General features: G+C 55.2%; 20 protein-coding genes and 2 pseudogenes. 11 read left to right on the top strand and 11 right to left on the bottom strand.

Annotated features, from left to right (window positions below):
• Positions 1-10: 10 nt before the first annotated feature.
• The 3 genes and pseudogenes from ACR0J7_RS19455 to ACR0J7_RS19445 form a co-directional block, all read right to left on the bottom strand.
• Entirely contained in the window at positions 11-1,186 is a 1,176-nt protein-coding gene (locus ACR0J7_RS19455) for an ABC transporter substrate-binding protein (RefSeq protein WP_480900868.1), read from the bottom strand.
• Complete coding sequence (locus ACR0J7_RS19450) at positions 1,183-1,767, bottom strand: ANTAR domain-containing response regulator (protein WP_480915342.1); 585 nt, start codon at positions 1,765-1,767, stop codon at positions 1,183-1,185. The genes ACR0J7_RS19455 and ACR0J7_RS19450 overlap by 4 nt, the downstream gene beginning before the upstream one ends.
• A 429-nt stretch (positions 1,768-2,196) precedes the next feature.
• Positions 2,197-2,664, bottom strand: a pseudogene (locus ACR0J7_RS19445) (tyrosine-type recombinase/integrase); the annotation flags it as partial.
• On the opposite strand from ACR0J7_RS19445, the pseudogene ACR0J7_RS19440 reads away from it, so the two are divergent.
• Positions 2,663-3,268 (top strand): annotated as a pseudogene (locus ACR0J7_RS19440) (Tn3 family transposase); the annotation flags it as partial. The pseudogenes ACR0J7_RS19445 and ACR0J7_RS19440 overlap by 2 nt on opposite strands.
• A 75-nt stretch (positions 3,269-3,343) precedes the next feature.
• Here the strand turns inward: ACR0J7_RS19440 and ACR0J7_RS19435 are convergent.
• Complete coding sequence (locus ACR0J7_RS19435; RefSeq protein ID WP_480900872.1) at positions 3,344-3,952, bottom strand: DJ-1/PfpI family protein; 609 nt, start codon at positions 3,950-3,952, stop codon at positions 3,344-3,346.
• A gap of 381 nt (positions 3,953-4,333) precedes the next feature.
• Here ACR0J7_RS19435 and ACR0J7_RS19430 point away from each other — a divergent pair, with 381 nt between their 5' ends.
• A complete protein-coding gene (locus ACR0J7_RS19430; protein WP_480900873.1) occupies positions 4,334-6,223 on the top strand; it encodes an AfsR/SARP family transcriptional regulator in 1,890 nt (629 codons plus the stop codon).
• A 1-nt stretch (position 6,224) separates the two neighbouring features.
• Here the strand turns inward: ACR0J7_RS19430 and ACR0J7_RS19425 are convergent, their stop codons facing one another.
• Positions 6,225-6,662, bottom strand: coding sequence for a hypothetical protein (locus ACR0J7_RS19425; RefSeq protein WP_480900875.1), 438 nt, complete (start codon positions 6,660-6,662; stop codon positions 6,225-6,227).
• A 22-nt stretch (positions 6,663-6,684) separates the two neighbouring features.
• Positions 6,685-8,238 (bottom strand): peroxidase family protein, encoded by a 1,554-nt coding sequence (locus tag ACR0J7_RS19420; protein ID WP_480900877.1) that lies wholly within the window; start codon positions 8,236-8,238, stop codon positions 6,685-6,687.
• Between the two features lie 48 nt (positions 8,239-8,286).
• Here ACR0J7_RS19420 and ACR0J7_RS19415 point away from each other — a divergent pair, with 48 nt between their 5' ends.
• The 4 genes from ACR0J7_RS19415 (at position 8,287) to ACR0J7_RS19400 (ending at position 12,501) form a co-directional block, all read left to right on the top strand.
• Positions 8,287-9,246 carry a YcaO-like family protein gene (locus ACR0J7_RS19415; RefSeq protein ID WP_480900879.1) on the top strand — a complete coding sequence of 320 codons (960 nt, stop codon included), beginning with the start codon at positions 8,287-8,289 and terminating at the stop codon, positions 9,244-9,246.
• A gap of 159 nt (positions 9,247-9,405) precedes the next feature.
• Complete coding sequence (locus ACR0J7_RS19410) at positions 9,406-10,302, top strand: hypothetical protein (protein ID WP_480900880.1); 897 nt, start codon at positions 9,406-9,408, stop codon at positions 10,300-10,302.
• Between the two features lie 152 nt (positions 10,303-10,454).
• Positions 10,455-11,636, top strand: a complete 1,182-nt coding sequence (locus ACR0J7_RS19405; RefSeq protein WP_480915340.1) for a hypothetical protein — start codon at positions 10,455-10,457, stop codon at positions 11,634-11,636.
• 64 nt (positions 11,637-11,700) lie between these two features.
• The gene (locus ACR0J7_RS19400; protein ID WP_480900884.1) at positions 11,701-12,501 is read left to right on the top strand and encodes a caspase family protein; all 801 of its coding nucleotides are present in this window, start codon (positions 11,701-11,703) and stop codon (positions 12,499-12,501) included.
• A gap of 244 nt (positions 12,502-12,745) precedes the next feature.
• Here ACR0J7_RS19400 and ACR0J7_RS19395 read toward each other — a convergent pair whose 3' ends face one another.
• Both ACR0J7_RS19395 and ACR0J7_RS19390 read right to left on the bottom strand, forming a co-directional pair.
• On the bottom strand, positions 12,746-13,705 hold the full coding sequence (locus ACR0J7_RS19395; protein ID WP_480900886.1) for an IS5 family transposase: 960 nt from the start codon (positions 13,703-13,705) through the stop codon (positions 12,746-12,748).
• 274 nt (positions 13,706-13,979) lie between these two features.
• Positions 13,980-18,119, bottom strand: a complete 4,140-nt coding sequence (locus ACR0J7_RS19390; protein WP_480900895.1) for a peptidoglycan DD-metalloendopeptidase family protein — start codon at positions 18,117-18,119, stop codon at positions 13,980-13,982.
• 134 nt (positions 18,120-18,253) lie between these two features.
• Between ACR0J7_RS19390 and ACR0J7_RS19385 the strand changes: the two genes are divergently transcribed.
• On the top strand, positions 18,254-19,219 hold the full coding sequence (locus ACR0J7_RS19385) for a peptidoglycan-binding domain-containing protein (protein ID WP_480900887.1): 966 nt from the start codon (positions 18,254-18,256) through the stop codon (positions 19,217-19,219).
• A gap of 558 nt (positions 19,220-19,777) precedes the next feature.
• Here ACR0J7_RS19385 and ACR0J7_RS19380 read toward each other — a convergent pair.
• Entirely contained in the window at positions 19,778-20,707 is a 930-nt protein-coding gene (locus ACR0J7_RS19380) for a LysR family transcriptional regulator (RefSeq protein ID WP_170367323.1), read from the bottom strand.
• A 90-nt stretch (positions 20,708-20,797) separates the two neighbouring features.
• Between ACR0J7_RS19380 and ACR0J7_RS19375 the strand changes: the two genes are divergently transcribed.
• Both ACR0J7_RS19375 and ACR0J7_RS19370 read left to right on the top strand, forming a co-directional pair.
• Positions 20,798-21,526, top strand: coding sequence for a pirin family protein (locus tag ACR0J7_RS19375; protein WP_170367324.1), 729 nt, complete (start codon positions 20,798-20,800; stop codon positions 21,524-21,526).
• Between the two features lie 18 nt (positions 21,527-21,544).
• Positions 21,545-22,135 (top strand): isochorismatase family protein, encoded by a 591-nt coding sequence (locus tag ACR0J7_RS19370; protein ID WP_480915337.1) that lies wholly within the window; start codon positions 21,545-21,547, stop codon positions 22,133-22,135.
• A gap of 257 nt (positions 22,136-22,392) precedes the next feature.
• Here the strand turns inward: ACR0J7_RS19370 and ACR0J7_RS19365 are convergent, their stop codons facing one another.
• Positions 22,393-23,817, bottom strand: coding sequence for a pyridoxal phosphate-dependent decarboxylase family protein (locus ACR0J7_RS19365; RefSeq protein WP_480915336.1), 1,425 nt, complete (start codon positions 23,815-23,817; stop codon positions 22,393-22,395).
• A 539-nt stretch (positions 23,818-24,356) separates the two neighbouring features.
• The gene (locus ACR0J7_RS19360) at positions 24,357-25,250 is read right to left on the bottom strand and encodes a GNAT family N-acetyltransferase (RefSeq protein WP_480871392.1); all 894 of its coding nucleotides are present in this window, start codon (positions 25,248-25,250) and stop codon (positions 24,357-24,359) included.
• Positions 25,251-25,597: 347 nt separating this feature from the next.
• Here ACR0J7_RS19360 and ACR0J7_RS19355 point away from each other — a divergent pair, with 347 nt between their 5' ends.
• Both ACR0J7_RS19355 and ACR0J7_RS19350 read left to right on the top strand, forming a co-directional pair.
• On the top strand, positions 25,598-26,614 hold the full coding sequence (locus ACR0J7_RS19355; protein ID WP_480915334.1) for an amidohydrolase: 1,017 nt from the start codon (positions 25,598-25,600) through the stop codon (positions 26,612-26,614).
• Positions 26,615-26,764: a hypothetical protein gene (locus tag ACR0J7_RS19350; protein ID WP_480871394.1), complete on the top strand. Its 150-nt coding sequence runs from the start codon at positions 26,615-26,617 to the stop codon at positions 26,762-26,764.
• Positions 26,765-26,921 lie beyond the last annotated feature (157 nt).

Raw genomic sequence — 26,921 nt, 5'->3', positions numbered from 1 at the left:
AAATTGGGCATTAATGTGCAATTGGTTCAAAAATGAGCCCATCGAAGAACGCATCAGGCGGCAGAATCAGTTGCCCCCTGGCAGAGGCCACCGCGGAATCATGGCTCAGGCTGCCTTCAACCTTCGATGAGGCACCGGGCAAATCCGCTGCTGTCGGACCAAGCGCGGCCCGGTAGAGATCGCTGCGAAACACTGTGCTTGCAATTTGGCCCGCAACATCGAGGTCGAACCCATTGCGACTGGCCAACTGCCGGCCGATCCATTCGGCCTGGCTGCGCCACGGGAAATTGGCTGCGCCGGCATGAAATTCAACGAACCTGGGCGCTTCACGGATTTCGCCGGTCCCGCCAATCACCATCTGCCCGGTCAGTGCGCGGTCGATCAGCTCCGCAGGAACATCCAGATAATGCGGACGGGCCAATACCTCGGCCGTCAGCGTCCGTGATACCGGATCCGCCAGCCAACGCGACGCGCGCCAGACCGCACGGATCAGCCGGTGACACAGGTCTTCGTGGTCGTTGGCCCAATTCTGGCGAGTAGCCAGTACCTTTTCCGGGGCGAAGGCCCAGATCGCCTTACCGGGCAACAGCAAGCTGCCAACCCCCAACTCAACTGCTCGTGACCCCCAGGGTTCTCCGACGCAGAAAGAGTCGATCTCACCGTTCTTCAGCGCATCAGCCATCAGCGGTGGTGGCACCGTACGGATCTTGACCTTGTCCGGGGCGGTCAGCCCCAGCGCCGAAAGCCAGTAGAGCACCAGTTCGGCATGCATTGAAAACGGGAAAGGCACGCCAAGGCGCAACTCCCCGTCCATTGCTGTGATCAGCGCCTGTCCGGCGGCCCGGGCGTCGCTAAAGGCAAAGTCGTGCCCCGCGCTCTTCAGACGCTCGGTCAGTTCCTGGTTGACACCGACTACGTTGCCGTTCACCGACAATACCGAAACTGCCGCAAGCGCCACGCCATTGCCGCCCAGCCTCAGCGCCGCGGCCACCGGCACTGGAGAAAGCATGTGGGCCGCATCCAGCTGCCCAAAACTCAGCATGTCGCGCAGGGTCGACCAAGAGGGAGCACGTTCAAGATCCAGAGACAGCCCCTCTTCACCAGCAAACCCCAACTCCTGCGCCATGATCAAGGGGGCGGCATCCACCAGCGGCATGAAGCCCACATTCAGCGACGTCACCCTCATGACAATAACCCCACAGCTGTAATCAGCGCCTCGGCCACATCGGCCACGCGTTTGCCCTGATCCATCGCCGCCTTGCGTAGAATGGCATAAGCCTCATCCTCGCTGACACTACGGGCCTTCATGATCAGCCCTTTGGCGCGATCGATGACCTTGCGCTCTTCCAGCGCGCGTTTAGTTTCCGCCAGTTCCTTTCGCATCCGTTGGAACATGCGAAACCGTGCGATTGCAGCTTCCAGCACCGGTTTGATACGCTGAGGCTGAAGCCCGTCCACCACATAGGCCGACAACCCGGCCTCAACCGCGGCAGTGGAAAGCCCCACTTCCGAGCGGTCTACAAACATCGCAACTGGCCGATCCCGCGGACCCGATGCAAGAGCAAGCTCCTCCAGCATGTCGCGGGATGGATTGGCGACATCGATCAGCACAATATCCGGATCGCGCATTTTTATTTGCCGCGCAAGGCCAGTCGGATCGGATATGACATGGAGATCGCAATCACCGGTCTCACGCAGGCTATCCACGATCAGAAGCGCTCGGTCGCGATCGGATTCCACGACAATTATTGCGAGTTTAACCTGCATGAGTCGAGCTACGGTAAATGTGTATCGTAATGTAAAGGATTGAGCGCGCTGGCCAACCATTGCGGTCAATCTTTGCCCAAAAAAAGGGCGTATTGCTGGGAAATGCCTTTGCGTTAACTTAATCGCAACACGCAAAGGTTGCTTGTAGACGAAGTCTTGTGACGATGGGAACCATACGCAGGCATTTGTTCACCATCCCGCGAACGCCGGTTCCATGCCTTCCCGTTTGATTGTCGCGATCGGTATGTGCGGTTTTTTGTCGTCGAGGCAAATGTAGTGAGTTCACTACTTTGTTACGCGATGCGTGAGTTCAACAGCCTCAAAATGTTGCACCTGCGGCGAATGTCCGAATAGTGGGCTGCGAACGCAGAAATCAAACGGCGTACTCAAGGTCGGCTCTGGGCCGCCCTTGAAGGCGACCCAAGGTTGCTAGATTTCAATGGCCTCGGCGATTGCTAGCGCGTCCTCAAGCTCGACGCCCAGGTATCGGACTGTGCTGTCCAACTTGGTGTGCCCAAGCAGAAGGTGAACCGCCCGCAAATAGCCAGTCTTCTTGTAGATTTGGGTCACCTTTGTTCGCCTCATCGAATGCGTACCATATGCGCTCGCCTCTAGACCGATCGATGTTACCCAATCTCGGACGATCCGCGCATACTGGCGTGTCGAGATGTGAAGACGCTCGTGGAAGCGGCCCGGCCAAAGGTACTCAGAGCCGACCATGAGTTCATCCTCCATCCACTTCTCGACCGAGGCTCTGGTGCCTTCGGATATTTCAAAGCGCACCGGTTTTTGCGTTTTGCTTTGCAGCACGGAAGCCCGTTCTTTGATCTCGCCAGATGCCATAATGTCGACGATTTTCATCTTCACTAGATCACAGCCGCGCAGCTTGCTGTCGATCAGGGATTTGCCGTCCAAACGGCTGCATGTCTTTGATCGCCGCAGTGTCCCGACTGAACTGAAGAGCTTGGTGGGTGACAAAATCCGGGAAAATACGATTATCGCCAATTGGCCGGATGTGCTGCGCTGCATCGCAACGATGCTTTCAGGCAGGATGCAGCCCAGTCAGCTCCTGAAGAAACTGGCGGCGCGGCCGAGACAACATGATCTGGCCATTGCCCTGCGCGAAATCGGGCGAGTTGAACGGACACTCTTCATCATCGAATGGGCGCTCGACACGGACATGCAGCGCCGTGCCAATATTGGCCTCAATAAAGGTGAAGCGCACCATGCTCTGAAAAGTGCCCTACGGATCGGTCGCCAGGGGGAAATCCGCGACCGCACCGCGGAGGGCCAACACTTCAGGATTGCAGGGCTGAACTTGCTCACCGCCATCATAATTTATTGGAATACGAAACAGCTTGGTGTCGCTGTCGCGCAGCGGAAAAGGGCCGGGTTGGATACCCCAGCATACCTCCTCGCGCACATCTCGCCTCTTGGCTGGGCCCATATCATTCTCACAGGCGAATGTAGATGGCGGAAGATGAAAGCGGGAAACCTGTGAATTCTCAAGCGCCGACAACACCAGATATTGATGCACCCTGCGGAGAAAGGGGAAGGAAAGCCCATTTTGGCGAAGCTAAACAAGCCCATGAATCTTAGCGAAGGGATCCCAGTTTTTGTCTTCATGCCAGGTGTATTCACACCATTTGGCAACTTGATCAGCGGTTGCCTTCCCGTGCATTACAGCTATTGCCCCAAGCGTCATATCCATGCCAGCGGAGACACCAGATGATGTGATGAACGGCCCGTCTTCGACCCATCTGGCCTGCCGAAGCCAGTCAACTTTGGGCCCTTGATCTGCGACCCATGCGAATGCGGATTTGTTCGTGGTCGCTCGGCGATTGTCCAGAACGCCCGCCTTAGCCAGCAAGGCACTCCCAGTGCAAACACTTAGGGTATACTCTGCGTTTGTAGAGACTTCGGCAATCCAATCCAGAATTCTCGCGTTATTGACCTCGTGTCTTGTACCCGCTCCACCGGGCACGAAAAGTAGATCGTAGTCGGCACCGTCGTCGATGGCACAATCAGCATGTGCCGATAGCCTTTGATTGCTTTCAACCGGGCCAGTCGTCTCGGCGACAAGACTGAGGCTGAATTCATCGCTAAGAAGCCCAAACATTTCCATAGGGCCAAATACATCTAGCAACTCAAACCCTGGGAAAATCAAAGCACCAATTCTACGCATCAATCCGCTCCACCGCCTGATACCACAGACGCTACAGTTTCGACGAATGGACGAAAAGCCCGCTTCTTGCCATTTCGAACAACGTGTTGAGAATGATCCGTGTCCAACATGCGGAGAACCCCTTAACGCCCTATTCTGCACTCAGCCGGACTCGACCCCCCTTCCGATAAATCCTCAAATGTCGCGAGCCTCAATTCCAAACCCGCGACTTCGTTGTCCCGACAGAAACGGCAACAGCTTGTTTTTTGGTTAGATTTCCGGCACACTGTCCTGCAACTATTGGATTAAGTCGTATAGAGACCAAATAGGACCCAAGGGGGAATGCCAAACCAGCTTTTATCGCTTGTTGGGCGCGTTTCGTTGCAAGTTAATGAAGTACACTTGACGATCGCCAACCAAAAGGCCCGTTCTATACTTGCCCTGATCGCCCTAAGCGATCATCGTGAGATTTCGCGACAATCCCTTTGTGCTTTGTTGTGGCCGGAATCCGAGCCTCATCGGGCACGGGCGTCGCTGCGCCAAACACTTCGTCGGCTACGGCTGGATCTGGCCAGTCAAGCTGCAAACGTGATCAGCGAACGCGGGAACCACTTGCAACTTGCGCAAGAGGATATCGCGATTGACCATGAACTCATTCTCACGGCGGTTCGAAACAACATAATCCCCGAGCAACTGATGAGTACCCAGAGCGTCGTAGAGAGCTTTCTTGCCGACCTTTATGGCATCACCGCCGACTTGGACTCTTGGATTGCCGTCCAGCGAAACAGACTCCAAAGCGAGCTTGAAGATCTTCTTGCGATACAACTTACAAACGACGTGGCAACCGAGCTGGTGCGAGATGCTTGCAAGGCCCTTTTGATCCTTGACCCAACAAACGAGGCCGCATGTCGCGCATTGATGCTCCACTACGTGGCGACAGGCGAAACCGCTCCTGCCATTCGAACCTACGATACGCTTTACCGAGTTCTGGGCGAAGAATATGATGTTGAGCCGATGCCGGAGACAATCGACCTAATTTCTGACATCAAGCTTGGTAGAAAGATCGTCTCACTTGGATCGCTACAGACGAAAAATCCAACCTCTGTAACTGTTCGAGACCGCCCCACTATTCGCATGTCCCGGTTTCACACCGGTTCAGATCGTCCGATTTCCGACATCTCCAGCGCCTTCTTCCAGGACCTTCTGGCAATATTGATTCGATTCCGCGAGTGGGATGTCATAGAGGACTCTGACAATTACACCCCCGCTGATCACTATGTTTTACAAGGGGTTGAAAGCCTCGCTGGTGGCGACAAACCGATTTTGACTATCGTGTTGAAACGTGAAAGCACCGGCCAATATCTATGGAGTGAACAGCACGAAATCGCCCGTGAATCCTGGACCTCCAAACACGCCATCATAGCGCGGCGTCTCGCAACCGCCATCAACAGCAACATAAGCACCGACAGGCTGATGCGTCGCAGCGACTTAGCCCCCCAGTCTCAAACTGCCTTTGATCGATGGCTGCATTGCCAAAAACTGAACTCTGTCTGGAGCCCGGAGGCCGGATTGGAAATTCCTAAACTACTCGAAGCTATAATCGAAGACGAGCCCATGTTTGCACCGGCCCACGCCGAACTGGCCGCAAATTACAATTCCCGCCACATCTTCTTTCCAGGGCTGCATCGAACAGTTAAATTTCGACAAAAAGCCCTGTACCACGCGCGGATAGCGCTTGAAATCGATCCGCTTGAAACCCGTGCTCAGCGTGTTATGGCCTGGACGCATTTGATGAGCGGTGAATTCGACCATGCGGAGTTTCATTTCAGACAGGCCCTCGACCTCAATGTGATAAATCCATTTACTTTGGTATCCAGCGCACAGGGCCTAGCTTTCTGTGGTCGAACAGAACGCGCATTTGAGTTGATCGAGGCCGCAAACGAACTGCAACACACTCTACCGGATTTTCTCAACGGTTATTTGGTTGGTATTAACTTTCTCGATGGGCGCTACGAAGAGGCCGTGCGCGCATCAAGACTCGCGGATGGTGCAATCTCCAATCTTTTGGGCTGGGAAGCCTCTGCCCTTTGGCACCTCGGGCGTCAATCCGAGGCTATCGAAACCACAGAGCGTATGGTCGAAAGGCTGCGACCGGATTGGATCAACACTGAAAAACCAACCCGCGACAGTTTTGCGGATTGGTTCATAGACAGCTTTCCAATCCGCAATGCGGATCAGCGGTCAAAGCTTGATCAGGGCTTTCGCGCGGCCCTGGCCAAGGTCGAAGTCTAAACTACTGGCATTGTGTGACGCAGTACTCGCCCATCTTGAAGAAGTAAAATTCCTCGGCGTCAGGGGGGCTTGAGGCCAGCATCTTGATCGCGTCGCCAAGCTGCTCGGACGTCATGGTCCCGCTGGGATCCAACTTTCGGATCACGGCCGCCGCCGCAACTGGCAGTTCTTCTTCTCTATAATCGTAACGCGCACTGCCCAAACTTGGCCTTGTGTCTGCGATAATATCCTTATGCGGTACGACCACAAATTTTACTTGGTGATCGTCGGGTTCGTGTAGGAGAACAATCTCCTCAACGTCGGGTCCGCCCACCCTTGTAATGCGGCTGAGGATGTAATCTTCCACACCTGTCAGATTACGGTCATCCGCCCTTTCTTTGATCTTTTTCCCGATTTCGGCTGCCGCGCCATAATCCCTTGCATGAGTTGCCTTTACCATAACTAGATCCTTTCCTTCAGAGCTAAACTTGGTTTGTTGTTGTGAGGATTTCGATAAACTTGTGCTTCACCATTTCCTCTTCTTTATTGGTTAAGCAGACGCGTTGCTCTGCCTGTTTCAATGCGCCGAACAGCCACGGCGACAGCAGTTTGGTGCCCGTAGGACCCAGATGGCCTGCAGGCGTTTCTTTGGCGGCTTCCTGCATCAAGTCGATGAGAAGCGGTGGAAACCTGGTGACTTGCTCTTGCTGCTGGGCACGCGCGATCGCATTAGCATCTGCGTCCGGCAAAAGGCTGACGCGGGCAATCGCCGCTTGAAGCCTTTCGACAAAACCCTCAGAAACGAATTCGAGAAGCCTTTTGTCAACATCCGGTCCATGCAAGATTTCCAGAACGCGCTCAAGATCCGCCCGCAGCAAATGGGCACCGTCACGACCGCGCGTCATGCCTGCTGCAAAGCCGGCTACGTATCTCGTCCGAAGCTTGTTGCGGTCCTTGCCGCCGAAATCAAAGAATTTTCTCCAATCTAGGATCCATTCCTTGTTGATGTTGTCCACCAAGCGTTCCGACGCTACCTGCAACACTTCAGACAGGCTTTCGACCCGCGATCCCGAAAATTCATAGTGGGCCCGCGGCAAGCAGTGCAGACACCGTATCGCGACGCGCGCCTCGGCGCTTGGCAGGCCCGTGATAGGGTCCACCCAATCGTCAGTCGCTGCAACCAGTTTCGGTGCCACAACATCAGTGCCATCAGCTTTCACTTCTTCAGATTTTTCCTTTTCTTTTAGTATGATGGGATGAATGTCGTTTCTGATGACCTTGTGCCACGTCGCCGTGACAATCCTTTTTGCACTCGCAAAACTCGCTCGTATTTCGGCGCTTGTCGGTTTTGCAATCTGCGCAATCAGCTGATCGTAGATACAATTGTGAAACAACATCCAGACAGCAGTGATTTGCGCCAGAATTGTATGTGAATCGTTGCGCCGATCCGCAATGATTGCCTCGCGCCTCGTGAATCCTGGATCACAACTCTGAACCCCGTTGCCATTTGGCGCCGCGCATTCTGAAGCGCGGGGCAGATCAAGGCCAAATTGGCGATTCCCATCAAGGGATCTGAATGTGCCAAGCCTGAATTTCGGTCGAAACACCGGACGATCCTTTTCAGACTCATCCTGTTCACGGACCTGATATAGCAACGGCTGCACATCGGGGCCGCGTCCGTAAATCGTTTCCAGCATCAAGGGCCGTCGTACAAGGTTCTCGTAGGGTTCATGTTTGCAACCCGTCTCAACTGTCTGGATAAGATCATGCGCCATCAACTGTGCGAGATAGACATTGCCTGACGGGATGGGCCATTCCCGTTGTATGTGATCAGCAATACTGTGGTCTTTTTGAAATTCCTTGAGCAGGGTCGCGTACGCCTCGGCGAGCGTCGCACCCTCGTAATCCGTTCCATCAAGATGAAGAATGTAGCGAACTTGTTCATTCAGCTTTTCAATAAGTTCTGCCGGAATTTTTCCTAAACCGTGTGCTGACATACCAACTTCCTTCCGCTCGAGAATCAAACTATTTTCCAACGCGTGACAGCAGCGTGACTCAATCCAAAGCTGCAAGATAGTATTGACATGACCATCGATCGATTAGCCCGTGAAATTGGCGAACCTGTTATAGTCATCCCCCCTTACGCGCCTCAATGGAGGGTTTCTCTGATAGAACTTCCGGGTGGTGGTTCAGTTTCCGGCAAAGGTGAAACTGAATCCGCGGCCCGTGCATCTTGCCTCGGTGAAGCTGCCGAAATCTTGTCGGCCCACAGGCAGCCACAGGATCGAGATTTTCTCGCCACTGATCTGGCCACTCAAAACCGCTGGTCCGTTGACGCGGCCACTGTGACAATTACTGACAAAGCCGACGCCAAAGACCCCGGTACAGAAGGCTGCGCGGCGGGCAAGGACCTCCGATCTGCGATCGCGGGCGCCCTATTGGAAAGAATCGAACGCCACACCATTGCGCGATGGTGGCTGGGTCATATTCCTGCGTACCATTTGTCGACCTCGTGGCAGGAGATCTGGGATGTAGACGGGATGATCAAGCGAGCCAGACAAGGCGCTCAACAGACGAGAGTTACCCGCTTCTTCCTCCTTGAAAGCCTCGCGGGCATCACTACGATTGTAGCCTGTTCGATCGATCAACTTAACCAGCTTCCCATCATTGGAGTGGCGGCGTCGTGGGATCCCGCCGAGGCGGTACGCGCGGCCTTTTCCGAACTGGTCCAGATGGAATTTGGCCTAGTTCTGGCAATTCAAGCCGCCCGACAAGGTAAATTGCAAAATCATCACAGGCTACTTCTACGGCGTTGCCAGCTTTTCGAAAATCAAAAAGCCGCGCTATTGAATCCGCAAGACCGGCGTGCGCTCTCTCCAGCCAACACGTCACATGTTGCAGAGATTGCCGTCGCCATTGGCGGTCCTGTTTGGTGGGTCAATTTGACCCGAAAAAACATCGGCGTTCCGGTGGTTCGAGTCGTGGCCGAAAACCTTACCGGTGCTCGTATACTCAAATTTGGACCGGATGGTGGGCCGCTTTGATACGCAACTACACACGATTCCCCCAATAATTCCAACAGTTATTACCGGGTAAACGCGGGGGTCACGGTCGAGTCACGCCCCCCGTTTTAGATTGGTTTCATTAGCAGCGCCAAATGCAGCGCTCGTCATAACATCAAACGTTTTTGTTGGGGGACCCTTATGAAAACCAAGGTAAAATTCGCACTATTGTGTGCAGTTGGCGTGTCCGCTGCGGCCTGCACGACTGATCGACGGGATTTTGAAGGTCTGTCCGTCAGCAGCAAGAACCAATCTCGCCCGACCGCGGCCGTACGTTATTTGTCTGCCTGCCCGACTGATATGACCGAACCGATTGCAGAAATCGTACCCGCAAGAGAACCAGATCGCGCCAAATCAAGAGGCGTCGGGGGTGCAGCAGTCGCAATTGGCGTCGACTTCGCTGTTGAGGCCGTCTCAATCGGTCTCAAACGTGCTCAAACCAATCTCAACGGTCACTTTCTGGCCAGTGGCGCGCATGTCGGCGGCCCGGAGCAAGTAAGATTGGCAACCCGCAACGCGACTGACGGTGATGGTTGTATTGTGATCTATCACGGACCATCCGGCGCGTCGACCCAGAGTACAATTGGGGAGGGCTTATCCGTTGACGTTGTACGATCCCTCGGGCTGAGTGATCAGCCGGCATTCTATTTGGAGCTCAAAGCTTCATCTGACACTGGTGCACGCGTGCTTCGTATGAACCATCTGCAATATGCCGATACCTCTGCGCTCAACCGAGGAAACGGCCGTAAAACTGTCACCGTCGCTCTAGGATTTGGCGCTCCCAAAAAATCCGCCAACGACCCGGCGACTGGAGTTGAGGTATATCTCTTCAATCTTGGCCGTCTGCAGGTTGGCTCTTCCTACGTTGCAGATCCGACCCTCGTTGCTGTTTCTGAAAAGACGGCAAAAGGTGCCTTCAACATGGTTGCAAAAGTCTCAGAGAGCCAAGATCCGTCGATTGCATTGGAGGCTATGTCGACGGCCTTTGAGAACAACAAATCCGATCTCGCAAAAGCGCTGAAGGAAGCAATCAACTGACCAAAAAAGTCAGAACAAGAAGGAATTAACGACACAACTGACCGACGTTCAGGCACCGCCTCAATGGCGACTCATCGCGGACCGCAACATCCGATGCCACAGAGCAGAGAACCGGTTCGCGATTTCAGAACGAAAATAGAGAGAACGGCGACATGAAAAACTTCCTGACAGACTACCCCCCTGAACAAGAACCGCAGGGTCTCAAAGTTAAAACCATGTCAGACATGACAATGGAACAGGCGGCCCGATACCCTGATATCGGTGCCCAGCCGGATCCGGAAGCTCCCGATTTTAGGCAACATCTGACCATACGCAAGAATGATAGATCAGGTGCGCGCAGTTTCGGCACTTCTGACGTGACATGGCCTTCGGACGATCGTGAAGCGCCAGACTACGCTTATCTGGTCGATGCGCCAGAAGCATCCAATTTCCAACTGACACCAAATGTATTGGAAATGCTCTTTGTTGCTGGTCACTATCAACCTTACCGTACCAATGGCGTGATCGCTTTTGCCCTGCGCGGTGCCGAATTAGTGTCAGGTGACCAGGCTGAGAACGTGTCTACCGTTCAACTAAGGACCACGCGACCAGATCACAGAAATTTCCGTTGTGTTATTGGGTTTTACTTCACGGCGACGCACCGACTGAACGTTTACACCGGCTCCACGGTTCCATGCCGAAAGGCTATTGCCGGGCACGCAAATGGTGGCTCCGCCTGCAACATGTTGCCAACAGGGATGCATTCCTTCTACATCTGGCGGCACCGCAGTATCCAGCCCGCCCTACGCATGGGCCTCTCCAGTGCTGATCCCGAATCCGGGGCCGATGCAACCGTCTTGCGCTCAACCAATGACGCGCAGATGGAGACATTGGATATCTTCGATTTATCACAACCCTACGACAACGTTCATTGCTCATACTACCTGTCCGAAAACGCCGACCTGGGAGCGCGGTATTCGTCTTGGGGTTGCCTGACCGTCAGAGGCCACAGCACCCCTTCTGATCAATGGGAAAGGTTTCAGAGGGTATTGACATCAATTGGTTCCAGGCGGCGTGTAGATCTTCTTCTAGCCACTGGCAAAGAAGCTGTCCTTGCCGCAAACGGGCAAACTACCGCCCTGGAAGCGTTACGCTTTGGTTCGCGCGGCCAAGAGGTTAATCGGCTGCAAAGCCATCTCGGCCTGACCGAGACCGGCTATCTGGGCGCGAAAACCCTTGATCTTATGACCGGCGCTGAACGAGCCCACAATCAAGCCTCAGGCAACGGGCGGCGAGCAACCGGCATCTACACTCCAGCGCTAGACAACAGCACCAACTGGGGAGTGTTCACCTAGAGGTCTGCGCTGCGCCACCTCGCGGCGCAGACAATCCTGATTTTTTAACCAAGGAGACCAAATTATGTCAAAAAAAGCAGTTTGTATTGGGATCAATGACTACCCTGGATCCGGCAACGACCTGAACGGGTGTGTCAACGACATGAACGACTGGGCCGATTTGCTCACTGAATACTTCGGGTATGACGTAGCGGTCATGGCCGACGAACAGGCAACCGCCAGCGCAATCCTGGAAGCGCTCGCATCGCTCGTGGACAACGCTGTTGCAGGCGACAACATCGTACTAACATTCTCGGGCCACGGAACCTACATTCTTGATCAAAATGATCACGACGAACCCGACAACTACGACGAGGCGATTTGCGCACATAACCGCAACATCGTGGACGACGAGATTCGCGAGATCATCGATCGGCTAACAGATGGTGTGTTTCTGACAATTATCAGCGACTCCTGCCATTCCGGAACAGTGTCACGGTTTATGCTCGACGGTTCCCGAACCGACAATCAGCCTGTCGCGCCAAACTACCCAACACTGGTGCGGTACATGCCGATGACGAACCATCGGAGATGGGATACGCATATGGTACCAACACGCCATCGCTCCTTTGGCAGCGGCGCCAATATGAACCATCTTTTGTTGACCGGTTGCACCGCCGTTGAACTGTCGTATGACGCTTGGATTAACAGTCGCTACAACGGCGCTATGTCTGCCAATGCAATCGCGTTAATTAGGCAAAATCCCGACATTACCTATGCCGATTTCCATACGCAGCTGAGAGGCGTTCTGCCAAGTCGGAACTATCCTCAGACACCGCAACTTGAGGGCCCCGAGGCTCTTCGCAATCGAACTATTTTCAGCTGAGGAAAGTCTATTTCTGTATCAGTGCGGCGGACAAAAAATTCTCCAGAAAAACACCGATTTCACTGGTCTTCGGGCGGTCGTTGGGGATGTGTCGCAAACTCTGGTGTCTAGTTGACGAGCCTGCGTGATCTGAGGTTTGTACTGGTCGAAGTTTTTCGAACAGGTTTTTGAGCATGATCTCGTTAAAGGGCGACCGTGTTGCACGAATAGCGCTTGGGCCGCATTTGCCCCTTTCCCCGGTTCGTTATGCGACACGTTCATAGGTCGCACGACCTAGACGGGTCATGCGGTTGAGGGCTTTGACAGCGATGCGGGCTTCGGTTGTCTGGGTCTCCATGTTGCGGCTGCGCAGTTCCAGTCCGATGACCTGTTTGTATCGCCCGATCTGGGCCTCGCCGCGCGATCTCTGACCATAACCGGTGGCCTTCTGCCATGCCATTCGGCCAGTTTCGGTTATCATGTCGATATGGGCGTTACGTGCCTGGCAATCTCCGGGAACGGCGTTCTTCGGCGGCGGAATAATCAGCTCGACATCCGGGCCAAACGCATGCCGGTTGGTCGCGACGGTTGGTACACCATCATAAGCCCCGTCACCGATGAAACGGCGCACCGGACCGGACACCTCGGCAAGAAGGTCGGGCAGAGCGCCGGGGTCCCTGACCTGCTGGGGTGTCAGGCAGGACGCCACAAGCTCGCCGCTCTCCGGATCGAAGCCGATATGCAGTTTGCGCCATATTTTGCAGGCCTTCGGTAGCCCGTGCTTCTCCCGCATCCACTCGCGGCCACCGTGGACACGCAGCCCTGTGCTGTCCACAACCGGCGCGATCGGACCACTGGCTGTTCGGATGTCAGGCGCGATCTGAAGCGATGGCGCACGCCGGCAAAGCGTCGAAAAATCCGGCACGGGGAGGTCCGTCTGCATGAGCCGCAGCAGACTGCGGACAAAGCCCTGCGTTTGGCGAAGCGGTAAGCCGAACACGGCGCGCAAGGTCAAGCAGGTCTCAATCGACAGATCAGAATATCGTTGTTGACCACCGCGCTTGCCGGAGCGCACTGCGCACCATCCAGACACCGCGTCTTCGCTGAACCAGACCGTTACGTCACCACGCTGGCGGAGCGCCTCGTTGTATTCGGTCCAGTTCGTCACACGGTACTTTGCCTTCGCAAACTTATCCCGCCGCGACGCATTGAATTTGAAGGGCATCACAGCATCCCGCAGTCAAATCAAAGGACCAGCTACGCATCGGAAACGATTTGTGCAACACGCTCATTCAGAACTGGAAGTGCTGGATATTATGCTAGGAAAGCAGGGTTTACTGACGAAGAGTTTACAGCTCTCGGTGGATTTTGACCAATACTAAGCGCTAAGCCGCAGAGAAAATTCGGTCAGCCCGCAAAGCGCACGGGGCTATCATTTACCCGCGCTTGAAAGCGTCGTCGCGATGGACCAAAGGCTGACGATCCAGAAAAGTTGGTGCTCATGGAACCCACTTTTCGTTTGAGATCGTCAGCACACCTGTTGCCTCACCGAACTTTCCTGTGGTGTCGGCCGGGTCGGTCTCGCTGGAACTCCAGCCTAAAACCTTTCCGGCACTGTCAAACCTTGGGTGCATTCGAATTCCAGAAACTATTGCTTGACCTAAAGGTGCCAGGCTCCCAGGACGACCGGTTGCGCGGAAGTAATCGAATTCAAGCACATGGCTTGAAGGATCCAATCGGCCTTCAATGTAACCTAACTCTGTTGTTAGAATTCGAAATCCCGCGAGGAAACCTGCCTCCACTTCGAGAGGTTGAATGCCACCACGAAATTGCCCGGTTGCGGGATCCAGCTCTTCAACAGCGAGTCCAAAAGTAACTGTCCCCTGCATGAACTCAAACCATGAGCCCTTCAGGAGATATGCGTATCTCCAGTTACTGCCGGAGTATTCGCGGTTATTGGTCAACAGCTTTAAAATCGAATCGCGCTTCGTGGACTCTACCTCAGCCAACGACTGGTTCGAACTGTCAGCATGCGCAGCCCGCTCAGTTGATGTAAGAAGTGGCTCACCCTCGATCGGAACGAATGTTTGTTCCCGCTCCGCAAAGTGCCAAGGACCGCCTTCGTTACGGGTGGAGATGATATCTGCATCGGCCGCGTCCTGAACTGCTTGAGTTGTTGGAAATGCGAGGCCATTTCCATTGCTGCTCACACTTTCCAGTCGCCAGCTGCCCTCCCGCCGCCGGAACTGCGCTCGCCCGTTGCCGCCGCGTTCGCCGAAACGTTGCACGACCAGCGATGCGCTCTGATAATGCCACAGAAAATCAACCGTCAGAACATCCTGATCTTGCGAGGCATCGGATTTGTCGGTGATTACGACAGACAATGGTTGCGCTTCCGCCATAACCAGGAAATGCGGGGTTGCCGAGGCGATCCCCTGCGCCTGCCCACGCGCGGTAACGGCAGCTTCCCCTGAATTGCCATGATTGGTGATGCCTTGCTGGGCGTGTTGCATCATGCGCGCGACAAGCCCTTGAGCAATCGCATCTTCAAAGGCACCATCTACGAACATGACCCGCGCCGCGTGCTGTCGCAGCTTTTCATGGGCGATCAGTTCGCTGACAAGATCAGTGTCCGGATAATCGGCAACGGTGCCTCCAGCGGTGCCGATTGTGTTGCAAGTATCCATATACTGGCGGATTAGCGGCATAGCGATGTCGTAACGTTCGTGGGATGGCAGCGGAATGACCAAATGAGGAATGGGCTCTTGTTGTGATGTGTTGAGGTTCGGATTATCCGTGCGTCGGGTTGTTCTTTCGATCTGGAACGCACGCCCTTCCTTTGCGACGAGTGTTAGTGCCGAACCTCCTTCGAACCGTCCATATCGACCGATGTCTCCGAAGCTAACCGTGGTTATGGTGGTCTGTTCACCCACTGTACTTTCCCCCTGCGTCGTGCTGCCCATCCAGTCGCTCCATCCCCCGGCGGAATGCGTTTTCACTTTGATTGGTTCACGTTGGTAGACCAATAGCTCGCAGCCGTTAACATCGACTACCGCTGTTTGCTGCCGTCCGAAGGCCAAAGCCGAGGTCAGTTGCGCTACGCTCGTGGATGCGCCTGCGGGAATCGGATGAGAGGCTGTGGAGGTGGCTGAAGCGGTGATTGTGGGCTGCGGCATTGTGCCGGTACTGTTGGTAGAGCCATTCCGAAACACCGTGTCCATGTCGGATAAAGCTACTATGGTTGCCCAGTTTGATTGCCCCGTCACCGGGTGGAGCCCGTTTTCCCGCTGGAATTCCCGCAATGCCTGCTCGGTTCGCGCGCCAGTAACACCATCCATTGGACCCGCCTCGTAACCACGCAGATTCAGGAAGAACTGCACCAGCTTTGGATGTCTGCGCAAGTCGTCGGCGGTGTATTGGTTATAGAATCTTCCTCCCAAGCCAGCGTTGTCGAACACGCCCCGATTCTGGGAGGCGCTCAACCGTCCAGTATGATCGTAGTCCACGGTTGCGATGTTATATCCAACGATCGGGCACGCACGGCAGCTCTCGGTCCAATAAACGGCTGTCGAAAATCTTTGATCCCCATTCGGCAATATGCGCATTCCACCGATAAATGGTTTCCATGCCGTGGCTCCCGGGAATTGAGCAAGGATTGACTGCGCCCGTCTATCCCCACGTGAAGCGAGAATTGACAGCTCACGCTCCGGATAGATCGGATAAGAGATAGTCTCGGGAGACGTGTTGACGAAATAGTCATACCTGTTTCCATTCATCGACAATGCATCCAAGACAGCAATATCTACCTTTCCCAACTCACGAAAATCGATTGGTATCTCCGGTCCTTCTCCACCTTCCGCAGCTCTTGCGTGAGCGAAACGAAGGGTTTCTTCGCTGGCACCGTCATCGCGCAGACATTCAACTGTTGATTTCTCAGAAGCCCACATGCACTCGGTCAATTCGGGTCGCCCATAGCCTCCGGAATGCACAATCGCCGCCGTCCATTCCTCCCCTGATGTGGTCACTGGCTGAGTCGTTGCTCTCTTTAGCAAGTGGGTAATTCGGTGTCCGCCGGATATCGAGCCGACGACTTTCGGCGCAGTGCAGTCAGTATCCGAGCATGCAAGTACGTCATAATCGATCGACGCCCAGTCATCTGCGTCCCAACGAAGCGTTTCGAGCTTCGGGAGGGACCATTGACCCGGCTGAAGTTCGTCTGTTTTTAGTACGGCTTGATTGCCAGTCTCCGCATCTATCAACAAAAGGTCTGCCTGCCACTCCGCCAGCGACAGCGGGATCGCAGCATACTTGCTATCGGGCGACCAAGCGACTGGCAACATGGGTTGCCGAACGTTCATTGCTTCTGCTTTTCCCCTGACCGCCGTCTCGGGGACAAGATCACTTTTGAGAATTTGTCGCGTTCCCAGGTTGATCAGAGCTGCGCGTAGCCCACCCCAGTCAAGATCCCACTGGATAACAAGCGCACTTCTCGCGTCCGGAGAGAAAAAAAGGCGCACTTCGGTCGCAGCGGGGTCGGTTGCGGCGGAAAAGAGCAACTCTTTGCGATACCGCGTGCTACCATCGGCATCGATCGAGAGGTCACCGACTGTCTCGCCGGTTCGTACAACCCGGCGCGCTTCGCTCGTTTCTATCCAATCACCTGGTCGAATCTCGGACTCTGTCGGTCCCTCAGCGGAGGTGGCAATTCCGGTGGTTTGTGCGGTACTCTCCGCATGCGTGCCCGGAAACTCAGGGGCTGGGACAGCCCCGACCGAAGTCGGCACAGGATCTTCTGTTGCAAGATGCCGATCCAAAAATGCTCGGCGAAGAAATGATTCCGGGTCTATCCAGTCCTCAACAAAAACATCTGTGTCGGAGATGTCCCCTGGCGGGTAGATGTTGCCGAAAGCTGGATGAAGGTACTTATAAGTCCCCTCGAAATTTCGGGCTTCGAAATGCAGGTGGCAGCCCTCTGCTGCACCAGTGTCGCCGATTTTTCCAATCTGGGCGCCAGCAGGAACGGTCATACCAATGCGCCAAGGCTCGCCGTTGGATTTGGACGGTGTGCTTTGAAGATGAAGGTAGATCGAGTACGTCGAACTCGTGTTTCCGTGCCGAAGAATAACTGCGTTACCCGTATTGTGACCAAAATCACGATCACTACGAGCCCGATCAATTCCTATCAGCTCAAGTTCTGAGTCCGGTACATCTGAGGCAACCACCCGCACGACACTACCAGAAAGTGGTGCAGTTACAGGTAGGCCGCAATCGACTTGCCCGGGAAGCCCTATGTCGATGCCAGGATGAGTAGTGGCACCATACGAAGGGAACTCACCGTGTTCGAATCCAGTGATACCGCTCCCTTCAACCAACAACTGGTGGAATTCTGGTGAGTCAGGAAGATCCGGAATACTTACAGTTCCCAAGGCAACCGACCGGGCTGCTGCCGTTTCGGGAAACTCTTCAACCAAGACCGAGAGTAGGCGTCGCTTGTAGAGCGGGTCAGAGGCACCACCACTGCCGGTTGCGGCGTCGATCAGCAATCGGTTAGCGGTATCCTCATTGGTTTGCCCAAACGCGAACGAAACACTTGCAAAAAGAAGTGCCACCGGCACAGAGATTAGCCTGAAATGGAACATCGACACCTACCGCTTAGACCCTGATAGGAAAGGTTAGGCAGCGTTGACATATCTGGCAAGCTTCTCGAAGCTGCTGACTAACAAGGGTTTAGAGTGAGATTATGGGTGTATTGAGGATAAGTTTTTGGCTATCGGTGGCGCTTTTTGTCTTTGTGGCGTCCCCCCTTGTGGCGCAAGAGAGCCCCGAAGCCATTCTGGCAGAGGCAGAGAGCATATACGAGGGGCCGGAGAGTTCACTGCCGACCCTTGTCGCCGTACGACATCTGCTGGACCGGATTGTTAATGAACACCCATCCTCGGACCTCGCCATCAGCGTGCTGCTGGCCGAGTCAGTCGGTGAAATAGACGTGGCCGGGCTCAATGCGAGATTGGAGAATGGTGATGAGGCAAAAAGCACTGCCATCGAAGACTCTACTAGAATTAAGCCAACGGAAAGCAATGCTAACGACAAGAACCAGCTTAGAACTGGAGTTCCTCCATCACATTTGACGCAAGGATCAAAGGTTTCTGAAGCTGCGCTCGGGCTCGACAAGCAGGGAATCCGTGACCTTCAGGCAAGGCTTCTGGTCATGGGTTATGACCCAAATGGCGTCGACGGCGTTATTGGGCGCGGTACTCGATCTGCGCTTAGCGCATGGCAAGTTGCTCAGGGCGTTGAGGTCACTGGGTATCTGAGTGCCGACCAGCATCTCCGATTGCAAGCCATGTCAGAAGCAGCTCTTGCCGATTGGCGCACCGATCCAGAAAACGAGCGGATGTACTTGCCTCCGCCCCCAATCGCGATCGGACCTGGCAACATGTCGGGCATTTGGCGTTTCACGTCCAACTGCGGGCCGTCTAGCAAGCTTGGTCGAACGAAAATTACTGGAGTATTGAATGTGCGCCATGCTGGCGGAAACCGCTACGGCGGTCGCGTCCAGCAATCGCAGGGTTTTCGGGGGCAGTTTTCTGGGAGGCTCAATGGACGGCGGTTGACGGCAGAGATCAACTGGGGGCTGCTGCTAGGGCGCGTTCAGGTCGTAGGCACTGTGGCGGACCAGAAACTTGCAATGAGTGGTCGAGATTCGAACAGGTGCTCCTTCTATGCGGTGAAGTCTTAAAGTGTTGCTCTGGCACAATCTGGAACTCAAAATCATAAACCGTCTTCTATGACCGCCAACTCACCTTCAACCTTTGCGCGATAGCCCGGTGTTGAGGCAAAGCCGAAGTTCCCACGCGAGCGGCGGTTGGTAGAGCCGTCAGTCAATCCTCATCTTTACCTGATCAGCGTGCATTTGCTTTACAGTGCGACGCTCTTTGCATGGCTTTCGTGTTTTTGCTTCAGCAACCAAGCGGACAATCGATCCGCACACCAAATGCTGTACCAACTCGCACGCTTTCGCCAAAAACGGTCCGTTTTTTGGCCGCCTTCCCTACCCCACCCAGGATCAATCGCTTAGCTATGACAAAAACCCCCGGCAAAACCTTTGCAGTTTTGGCAGGTTTTTGTCTGGGTTGAGGAGGGGCGTCCGCCGCCATCTGTCAATGTCTGCTTACGGGAACGCGGCGATGCAGCATTGAACCGCACACTCAGCGTCCGGTTGGGGCCGTTCCTATCGGCTGACTTGGAGGGAGGCAGGCCTAATCGTCACGGTGCCAAACCGAGCTTTGGTAAGCTGTTAGACTTTCTCGTATTGAAGCTCTGTCCCCAGGAAGCCGTTGTTGCCGCATGCATCCAGGATATGGCGCCGTACCGCCGCAACCTGGGGAGCAGCCAAACGTTCAGGACGGCAAAGCAAAGTCAGTGCCACTGGATCGGCAGACCAGTCAGGGATCAGGCGCACGAGATTGCCAGCTTGAATATGCACCTCTGTCAGTAAGGACGGGAGCAGTGCTGCTCCTTGCCCGGCAAGGACAGCTGCAAATGCAAGCTCCATCGAATTGACGCGCAGGCCGATCGTCGGCTCGATGATCTCCTGTTGCCCTTCCTTATTTCGAAACGCCCATTTGCCGGATTCTTGGGTGCGCAATACACAGGGCAACCTGGCCAAATCAGCAGGCCGAGAGAGACGGGGCATCCATTCTGCAAAGGCCGGGCTGGCAAGAGGCGCGCGCTGCGCGGACGGCAGGGCAGCCGAAATAAACCGCCTTTTATCTGCAGGGCCGGTTCTGAAGGACAGATCTATGTCCTCTGCCGCAAAATCCGATTTTGAATCATCGGCATGCAATTCAAGTTCGATAGCCGGGTAGCGGGACCGAAGGCCTGCCAGAAGCGGGACAAGCACGGTGCAAAGAAGACTGTTGGGTCCTGAGACTGACACCCTTCCTGCAATCTTCCCGCTTCGGACGAAGCCAAGCTGCGCCTCGGCCTCAAGCGCTACATCCACCGGGCCTGCGCAAATCTCGAAAATTCTGCGCCCAGCCGCGGTCGGGGCCACCGCCCGCCCAGACCGGTCCAGCAGGACCAGCCCCAATTCGGCTTCAAACAGCGCCAGCTTTTGGCTGATCGCCGACTTCGTGGTGTTCAACTCCGCAGCTGCCGCGCTCATCGACCCGGCGCGCACAGTGGCCACCAGGGCCTTGGCGCAGGAATAGAATCTATCGTTCATAAATCTGAACAGTAGTTAACAAACAGATCATTTTCCAGAACGAAAGAGATCCCTAAATTCTATCTCAGCGAACAGGCCAGGAGATGAGAAATGCAGACGGAGATGGTCTATCACCCCGCCGCGACCCGTGAGTTCAAGGACTTCGGCTTCATGCAGGCGCATCTGTCGTTCAAGCCGCACCTTGCAGAAGGGCGCCGACGGTTCGGCCCGCTGATCACAATTGACGACGGCACGCTTGCACCGGACGCCCAAGGCTTTGGCCTGCATCCGCACCGGGATGTCGAAGTCGTCACCTTCATGGTGAGCGGAGAGGTTTCGCATATCGATCCGGTGGTGCCCGTTCACAACGGTACTGTGAAGTCGAAAGGTCTTCAGGTGATCACCGCCGGTACAGGCATCCTGCACAACGAGGTGAACAACTCGCGGACGAAGCCAATGCGTGCGCTGCAAATCTGGTTCGAGCCGCGGGCCAGAGGCCTGGCGCCGACTTATTCCAGCAAGGAGCTGGAAACCTCGGACCACAGCAACCGGTTCCAGCTGGTGCTGTCGCCAGACGGCGCCGAGGACTCACTTGTCGTGCAGCAGGAGGTGCGCCTTAGCTACGGCAACTTCGACCGCCGCAGCGTGCTGAACTTCAGCCCGTCCAGCCCTGACCGCAGCCTCTACATCTTTATGATCGAAGGCGAGGCAACTGCTGCCGGCCGCGCCCTCAGGAAAGGGGATGGGCTGGGACTGCTCCGTGCCGGGGACGTGGCGGTTGAGGCTGCAGCCGGCGCTGAGCTCCTAATCTTCGAACTGCCCGCATCCGAAATCTCTTAACCAGGAAAGGACATCAACATGACCTCCAAAAAAGTGACCCCCGAAAACGCAGCCATTGTTCTGATCGACCATCAGGTTGGCACCATGAACTGGGCAAAGTCCGTTGACCGCGATCTGATCGAAGCCAACACACGGGCCCTGGCGCGGACGGCGGCGGCGCTTGGCATGCCGCTGGTGCTGACTTCCAGCATGGAAGACAACATGCAGGGGCCGCTGATGCCCGCGCTGGAAGAGATTGCCCCGGATGCCTTCGCCGCGCGGATCAAGCGCCCTGGCGTGGTGAACTGCTGGGATGACAGCGCCTTTGCCGCTGCCTGCCGCAACACCGGGCGCAGGCATTTCATCATGGCAGGCATAACCACTGACGTGTGTCTTGCCCCGCCTGCGATCAGTGCCGCCGAAGAGGGCTTTGCCGTGACCGCAGTGGTTGATGCTTCCGGGTCTCCCACTGCGCTGACGGATGAGATGGCGTTCCGCAAAATGGAGCGAGGCGGTGTCGAGCTCACCACAACCAGCGCGCTGCTTGCGGAACTTTCGGTCAATTGGGCCAGCGAGGCCGGACAGAAAGTCATGCAGATCCTCGGCGAGGAAATCCTGAGCCGCGGATAGGCTCTCTGCCTCATCGAAAATAATGCGAGAGCGGCCGCCTCATTCATGGGGCGGCCATTGAACTTCGCAGGTGTTGCCAACTTCGAGAAAAAGCTCCCGATCAGGCAAAAAAAGGAGCTTGAAAACGGCTGCAATGGGCCGGCTGCGCAGGGGGTGCCAGGCGGGTCGAAGGGTTGCTCGCAGTGACACCGAATGGCCCATTCGAGCCCATTGAAGCTCATTAATGCCTGACTGCAGCAATAAAATTTCTGGCCAAATCAGAGAACGCCAGCAGCACGAAGACGATAAGCTTCAATGATCTCGGATGACAGAAGATCAGCATCCTCTTCCCTCATATCGTATCCGATTACAGAGGCTCGAATGATCTTCCGACCCGCCCATTCGCCGTGGGTAGGGTATACCTTTCCATTGTCTTGAACGCGCTGCAGGACCCGCATGGTCAGATCGTTGCCATCCGGCCCCTCGCCGCAGCAGATTGCGACCTGATTGCTGTGGATCTGGTTCAGAACTGTCAGGCCGGGCTCGTTCGAAACCGTTCGGGCAACTCGCTCCGCCAGGTGGCAATGGCGTGCTACCAGTTCGCAAACTCCCGTCCGGCCAAGGTGCCGAAGTATCGCATAGCTCGGGACACCTCTTGCACGTCGGGAGAGTTCCGGCGTTGAATCACTTGGTTCCCAATGCTCTGTTGTTTCCGGGAGATAGGCGCCGCGGGCAGACATTGACGCAACGAGCGGCGCCCGGTCGCGCACGATAACCATGCCAGCATCGAATGGAGCATTAAGCCACTTGTGCAGGTCAATCGCCCAACTGTCCGCTTCAGCAACCCCCTCCAACCGGTTTGCCAGTTCGGGTACAGCAGCGAGCCAGAGCCCGAAAGCACCATCCACATGAACCCAGCCGTTCCGCTCGCGCACCATTGGGATGAGCTCGGCAAACGGGTCGAAGGCGCCGGTGTTTATTTGACCTGCCTGCAGGATGACAAGCGGCGGGCTGCTGCAGCTGTCCAGGGCAGCCCGGAACGCATCCGGCTTTATCCTCCCTTCGCCGTCCGCCGTGACGATGTTTGTCCGGCCCGCGCCAAAGCCAGCATAACGCAGGGCAGCGAATGGGGCGGAATGCGCATCCTGCCCGATCAAAACGGGAATCTCGGGTGCCGAAAACAGCCCGTCAGCTTCAACATTCCACCCCTGGGCAGCCAGCAGCGCATTGCGTGCGGCCATGACGCCAACCATGTTTGCCACTGTGCCGCCGGTCACAAGACCGGCTCCGCTTTCGGGCGGCAGTGACAGCAACTCTATTACCCAGTTGCAAACAGCGCGCTCCATTCCGGTTATTGCAGGCGTTTCAAAAGATGAGCCCGCGTTCTGCCCCCAGGCTGATACCAGAATGTCGGCGGCTACACCGACGGGATGCGACGCGCCGAGGACATAGCCGAAGAAGGTCGGCCCCGCCATTTTGTGCAGACCGCCTTCAGAAAGTTGCACGATGTCCCCGATTACCTCACTTTCCGGCACCCCCGTTTCAGGAAGAGGGCCCAAAAAGCGGCTGGCAGCTTCACCAAGTCCCAAGACAGGCCGGGCCGGCCCATTTGGCAGTTCCTCGCGGTAGGTTTTGGCTGCCTTGAAGGCCGCCTCTAAAGCTTGCGCCTGCCCTTCACTCAGACCTCGCCGCACTCGTCCCATCTCAAATACCCGCTACCAGAATACTATCCGTGGGAAGGTAGCATGGATTGCACCGGAATGCCTTTGTTTACATGTGGCCAAAGAGCGTTTCGCACCGGCCGAGGCATTGGTTGGATAGAAATGCTGCATCTGGTTGCTAATGGCCGCTTTGGCGACCGCTGCATGCGGCGGCGGGTTGTGACGAATGTCGGCTAGGCGTGTCCTGGATTGCCGCTTGGCTTTGCAATGGAAATTGAGCGCGAAGTATTGATCGCGCCTTGAACTCGATAGGTCCACTTTGTCCGCGATCCGAGAGTTCGAACCAGGTCAAATTTTGCGGCTGCAGCGAATGGCGGCAATGCGGGCTGCCGATGCGGCATCCGAGCGGTGCCCTGGATGTCGGCTCTGGGCCGTTGGATAGGTTGTATAGAACAGGGTAGGGACTTGTGCTGCTTCTGCACCGAGGTCTGCAGTGAGCCCATTTTGCTCAAGCGACGCCGTGCCGCGAATGTCTGGTTGTCTATGCGCGGCTGCACTTAGCGTATAGCCCAGTCGTGAGATCAAAGTGTGAGGTCCCAGGTTTCTTGCACGCTCTCACTGCCAAAGTGATATCCGGAAATGCGCTCGGTCAAAGTGAATCCGAATCTAGCGTAAAGCGCGCGTGCGACTACCTGTGTCTCGTGGGTCATTAACGTCATGCGTTTGAACCCTGATGCACGCGCGTGATTCAGACAGATCGTCATTAAACGCTTGCCCAAGCCCATTCCGCGGGCCTCGGGTTCCAGAAAGAACAATCGCAGTTTCGCGACGCCGGGTTCTTCTGTACTCATGCAAAAAATTGATCCCAGCCGCGTCTCGCCGCTATGAGCAATAAAGGCGCGGTTTCCATCAATGCCTTGGACCGGAAAAAAAGCCGTCAGGATTTGCATGACGAGCATTTCCATGCGGTAATCAAATTTATATTCCGTGTAATAGGTCTCGGCGTGCCGATTGACGACCCATCCGGCGTCGCCTGGGGTTAAATCGCGAAATTCGACTGGACCCGGCAGGTCAAATGATCTCACCGCCTGCTCCAAAGCCCGGGCGACGCGCCCTGCATCTGCCCCATCCAATCGCTTGTGGACCTCAAGTGCCATCCGGTCGACAAGCTCGCTAAACTTCTGGTGCCCAGATTCAGTAAGATCAAGTTCCTTTTGCCGTGCATCATGTTCAGAAGGTTTTCTTAGAATCCATCCGGATCGCTCAAAGTTCTTCAGGATACGACTGACATAGCCTTCGTCGAGGTCCAGGGCATTGGCGATCAACCGGGCAGTTGAGCCATTTTGCACTCCGATCTCATAGAAAACCCGTAGTTCTGTGAGGTTCATTCCACTACCGCCGTAGTCGGGGGAGAACAAACCCATTCTCTGTGTGTAGAACCGATTGAAGGCGCGAATTGTCGAGATGTGATCCATTCTGCAATTCCATTTACTTGACAAATTCAAGCAAAATAGAATTACTTGATTGTGTCAAGTAAAAGCGCACTACCGTAGTGCCAGCGCATTTTCTGTGTCCCCGACAATACAATAGTTAAGCCCGTGTGAAGGCCAAGTTCAAAACTAGTGCTGGCCGAAACCGGCATTCATTCGGTGTCGGCTCAGTCCCGCTCAGCCTACCAAGGCATGTACAAGCAGACTGATTTTGGCCCGCCGAACCGCCGCATGACCGCTCTGAGCCCCAAGGCTGCTGAAGAACCGCCAATTGATCATGATCGCTTTAGTGTAGCATCATGTTGTTAAAAGTCATTTCTGAGGGCAGACCCATGGTTCACACTGAAGTTTTTGACACACAGCTAACTGAACTATTTGAATGGCGTCGCGACTTTCATGCACATCCGGAAATCACATTCGACGTTCATAGAACCGCCAGTTTGGTTGCTGAGCGCTTGCATGAGATGGGTGTCGACGAAGTTTTTACTGGTATTGGGAAAACCGGCGTCGTTGCAGTGATAAAAGGTGAAAGTACAGCAAGCAACAAAGTGATTGGCTTACGCGCGGATATGGACGCTTTGCCCATGCAGGAGCAGACAAATCTTCCTTACGCATCCAAAATAACAGGCCGAATGCATGCCTGTGGACATGATGGGCATACAACGATGCTGCTGGGCGCTGCTCGCTATCTGACTGAGACCCGTAAATTCAATGGAACTGCGGTTCTGATTTTCCAACCAGCGGAAGAGGCGGAAGGCGGTGGCCTCGCCATGGTTCAGGATGGCCTGATGGACCGTTTTGGTATTCAAAGCGTTTTTGCGCTTCATACGTCTCCTGGTCTGCCCATCGGCCATTTCTCTACTCGCCCGGGAGGCATAATGGGGTCTGCGGACCTATTTGAAGTGCAAATAACTGGAAAAGGCTGCCATGCAGCTTTTCCACACGAGGGTCACGACCCGGCCATTGCCGTTGCTCAGATCATCCAAGGTTTCCAGACGATTGTGTCGCGTTCAATAAATGCGTCGGCACAACACGTCGTTTCAATCACGCAAATCCACATGGGGAATGCAGATAACATCATCGCTGAGACAGCGGAGATCAGAGGGACCGTGCGCAGCCTATCCAGCAAGGCACGTGCTTTGGGCAAACAAAGGATGTACGACATTTGCGCGGGTGTAGCGTCCATGACGGGTACGGATATCGATTTCAATTACATTGACGATTTGCCGGTGACGGAGAACGACCCGAAACAAACCGACTTTGCCATAGATGCGGCCACTAGACTGGTGGGCTCCGAGACAGTTGACAGCAACCGAACACCAACCATGGGCGGAGAGGATTTTTCTTAAATGCTTGAGCAACGTCCGGGCAATTTCATGTTTATCGGCAACGGAGATAGCGCGGCATTGCACAACCCAGCCTTCGATTTCAATGATGACGCACTCGCTTATGGCTGCGCGTACTTTGCTACAATTGTTGAGCAACAGTTAGCGATCTGACCCGCACGGAAGTCCGATTGCCGGAATTGACATTGGTGCCGCCGCCGCGAATTGAAGCTTTGTCCGGATAGTGTTGAAGAAGTCGCCGTTTGGGCGCGTTCAGGATGCGGCCTCAATAGGCTTCCGCCTTCCCTTCATCCCGTCAGTCTAGGTTGTG

This window comes from Ruegeria sp. O4 (assembly GCF_056535125.1).
Note: the sequence above shows the minus strand (reverse complement) of the source record. Positions and strands in the feature narration are given on the sequence as shown.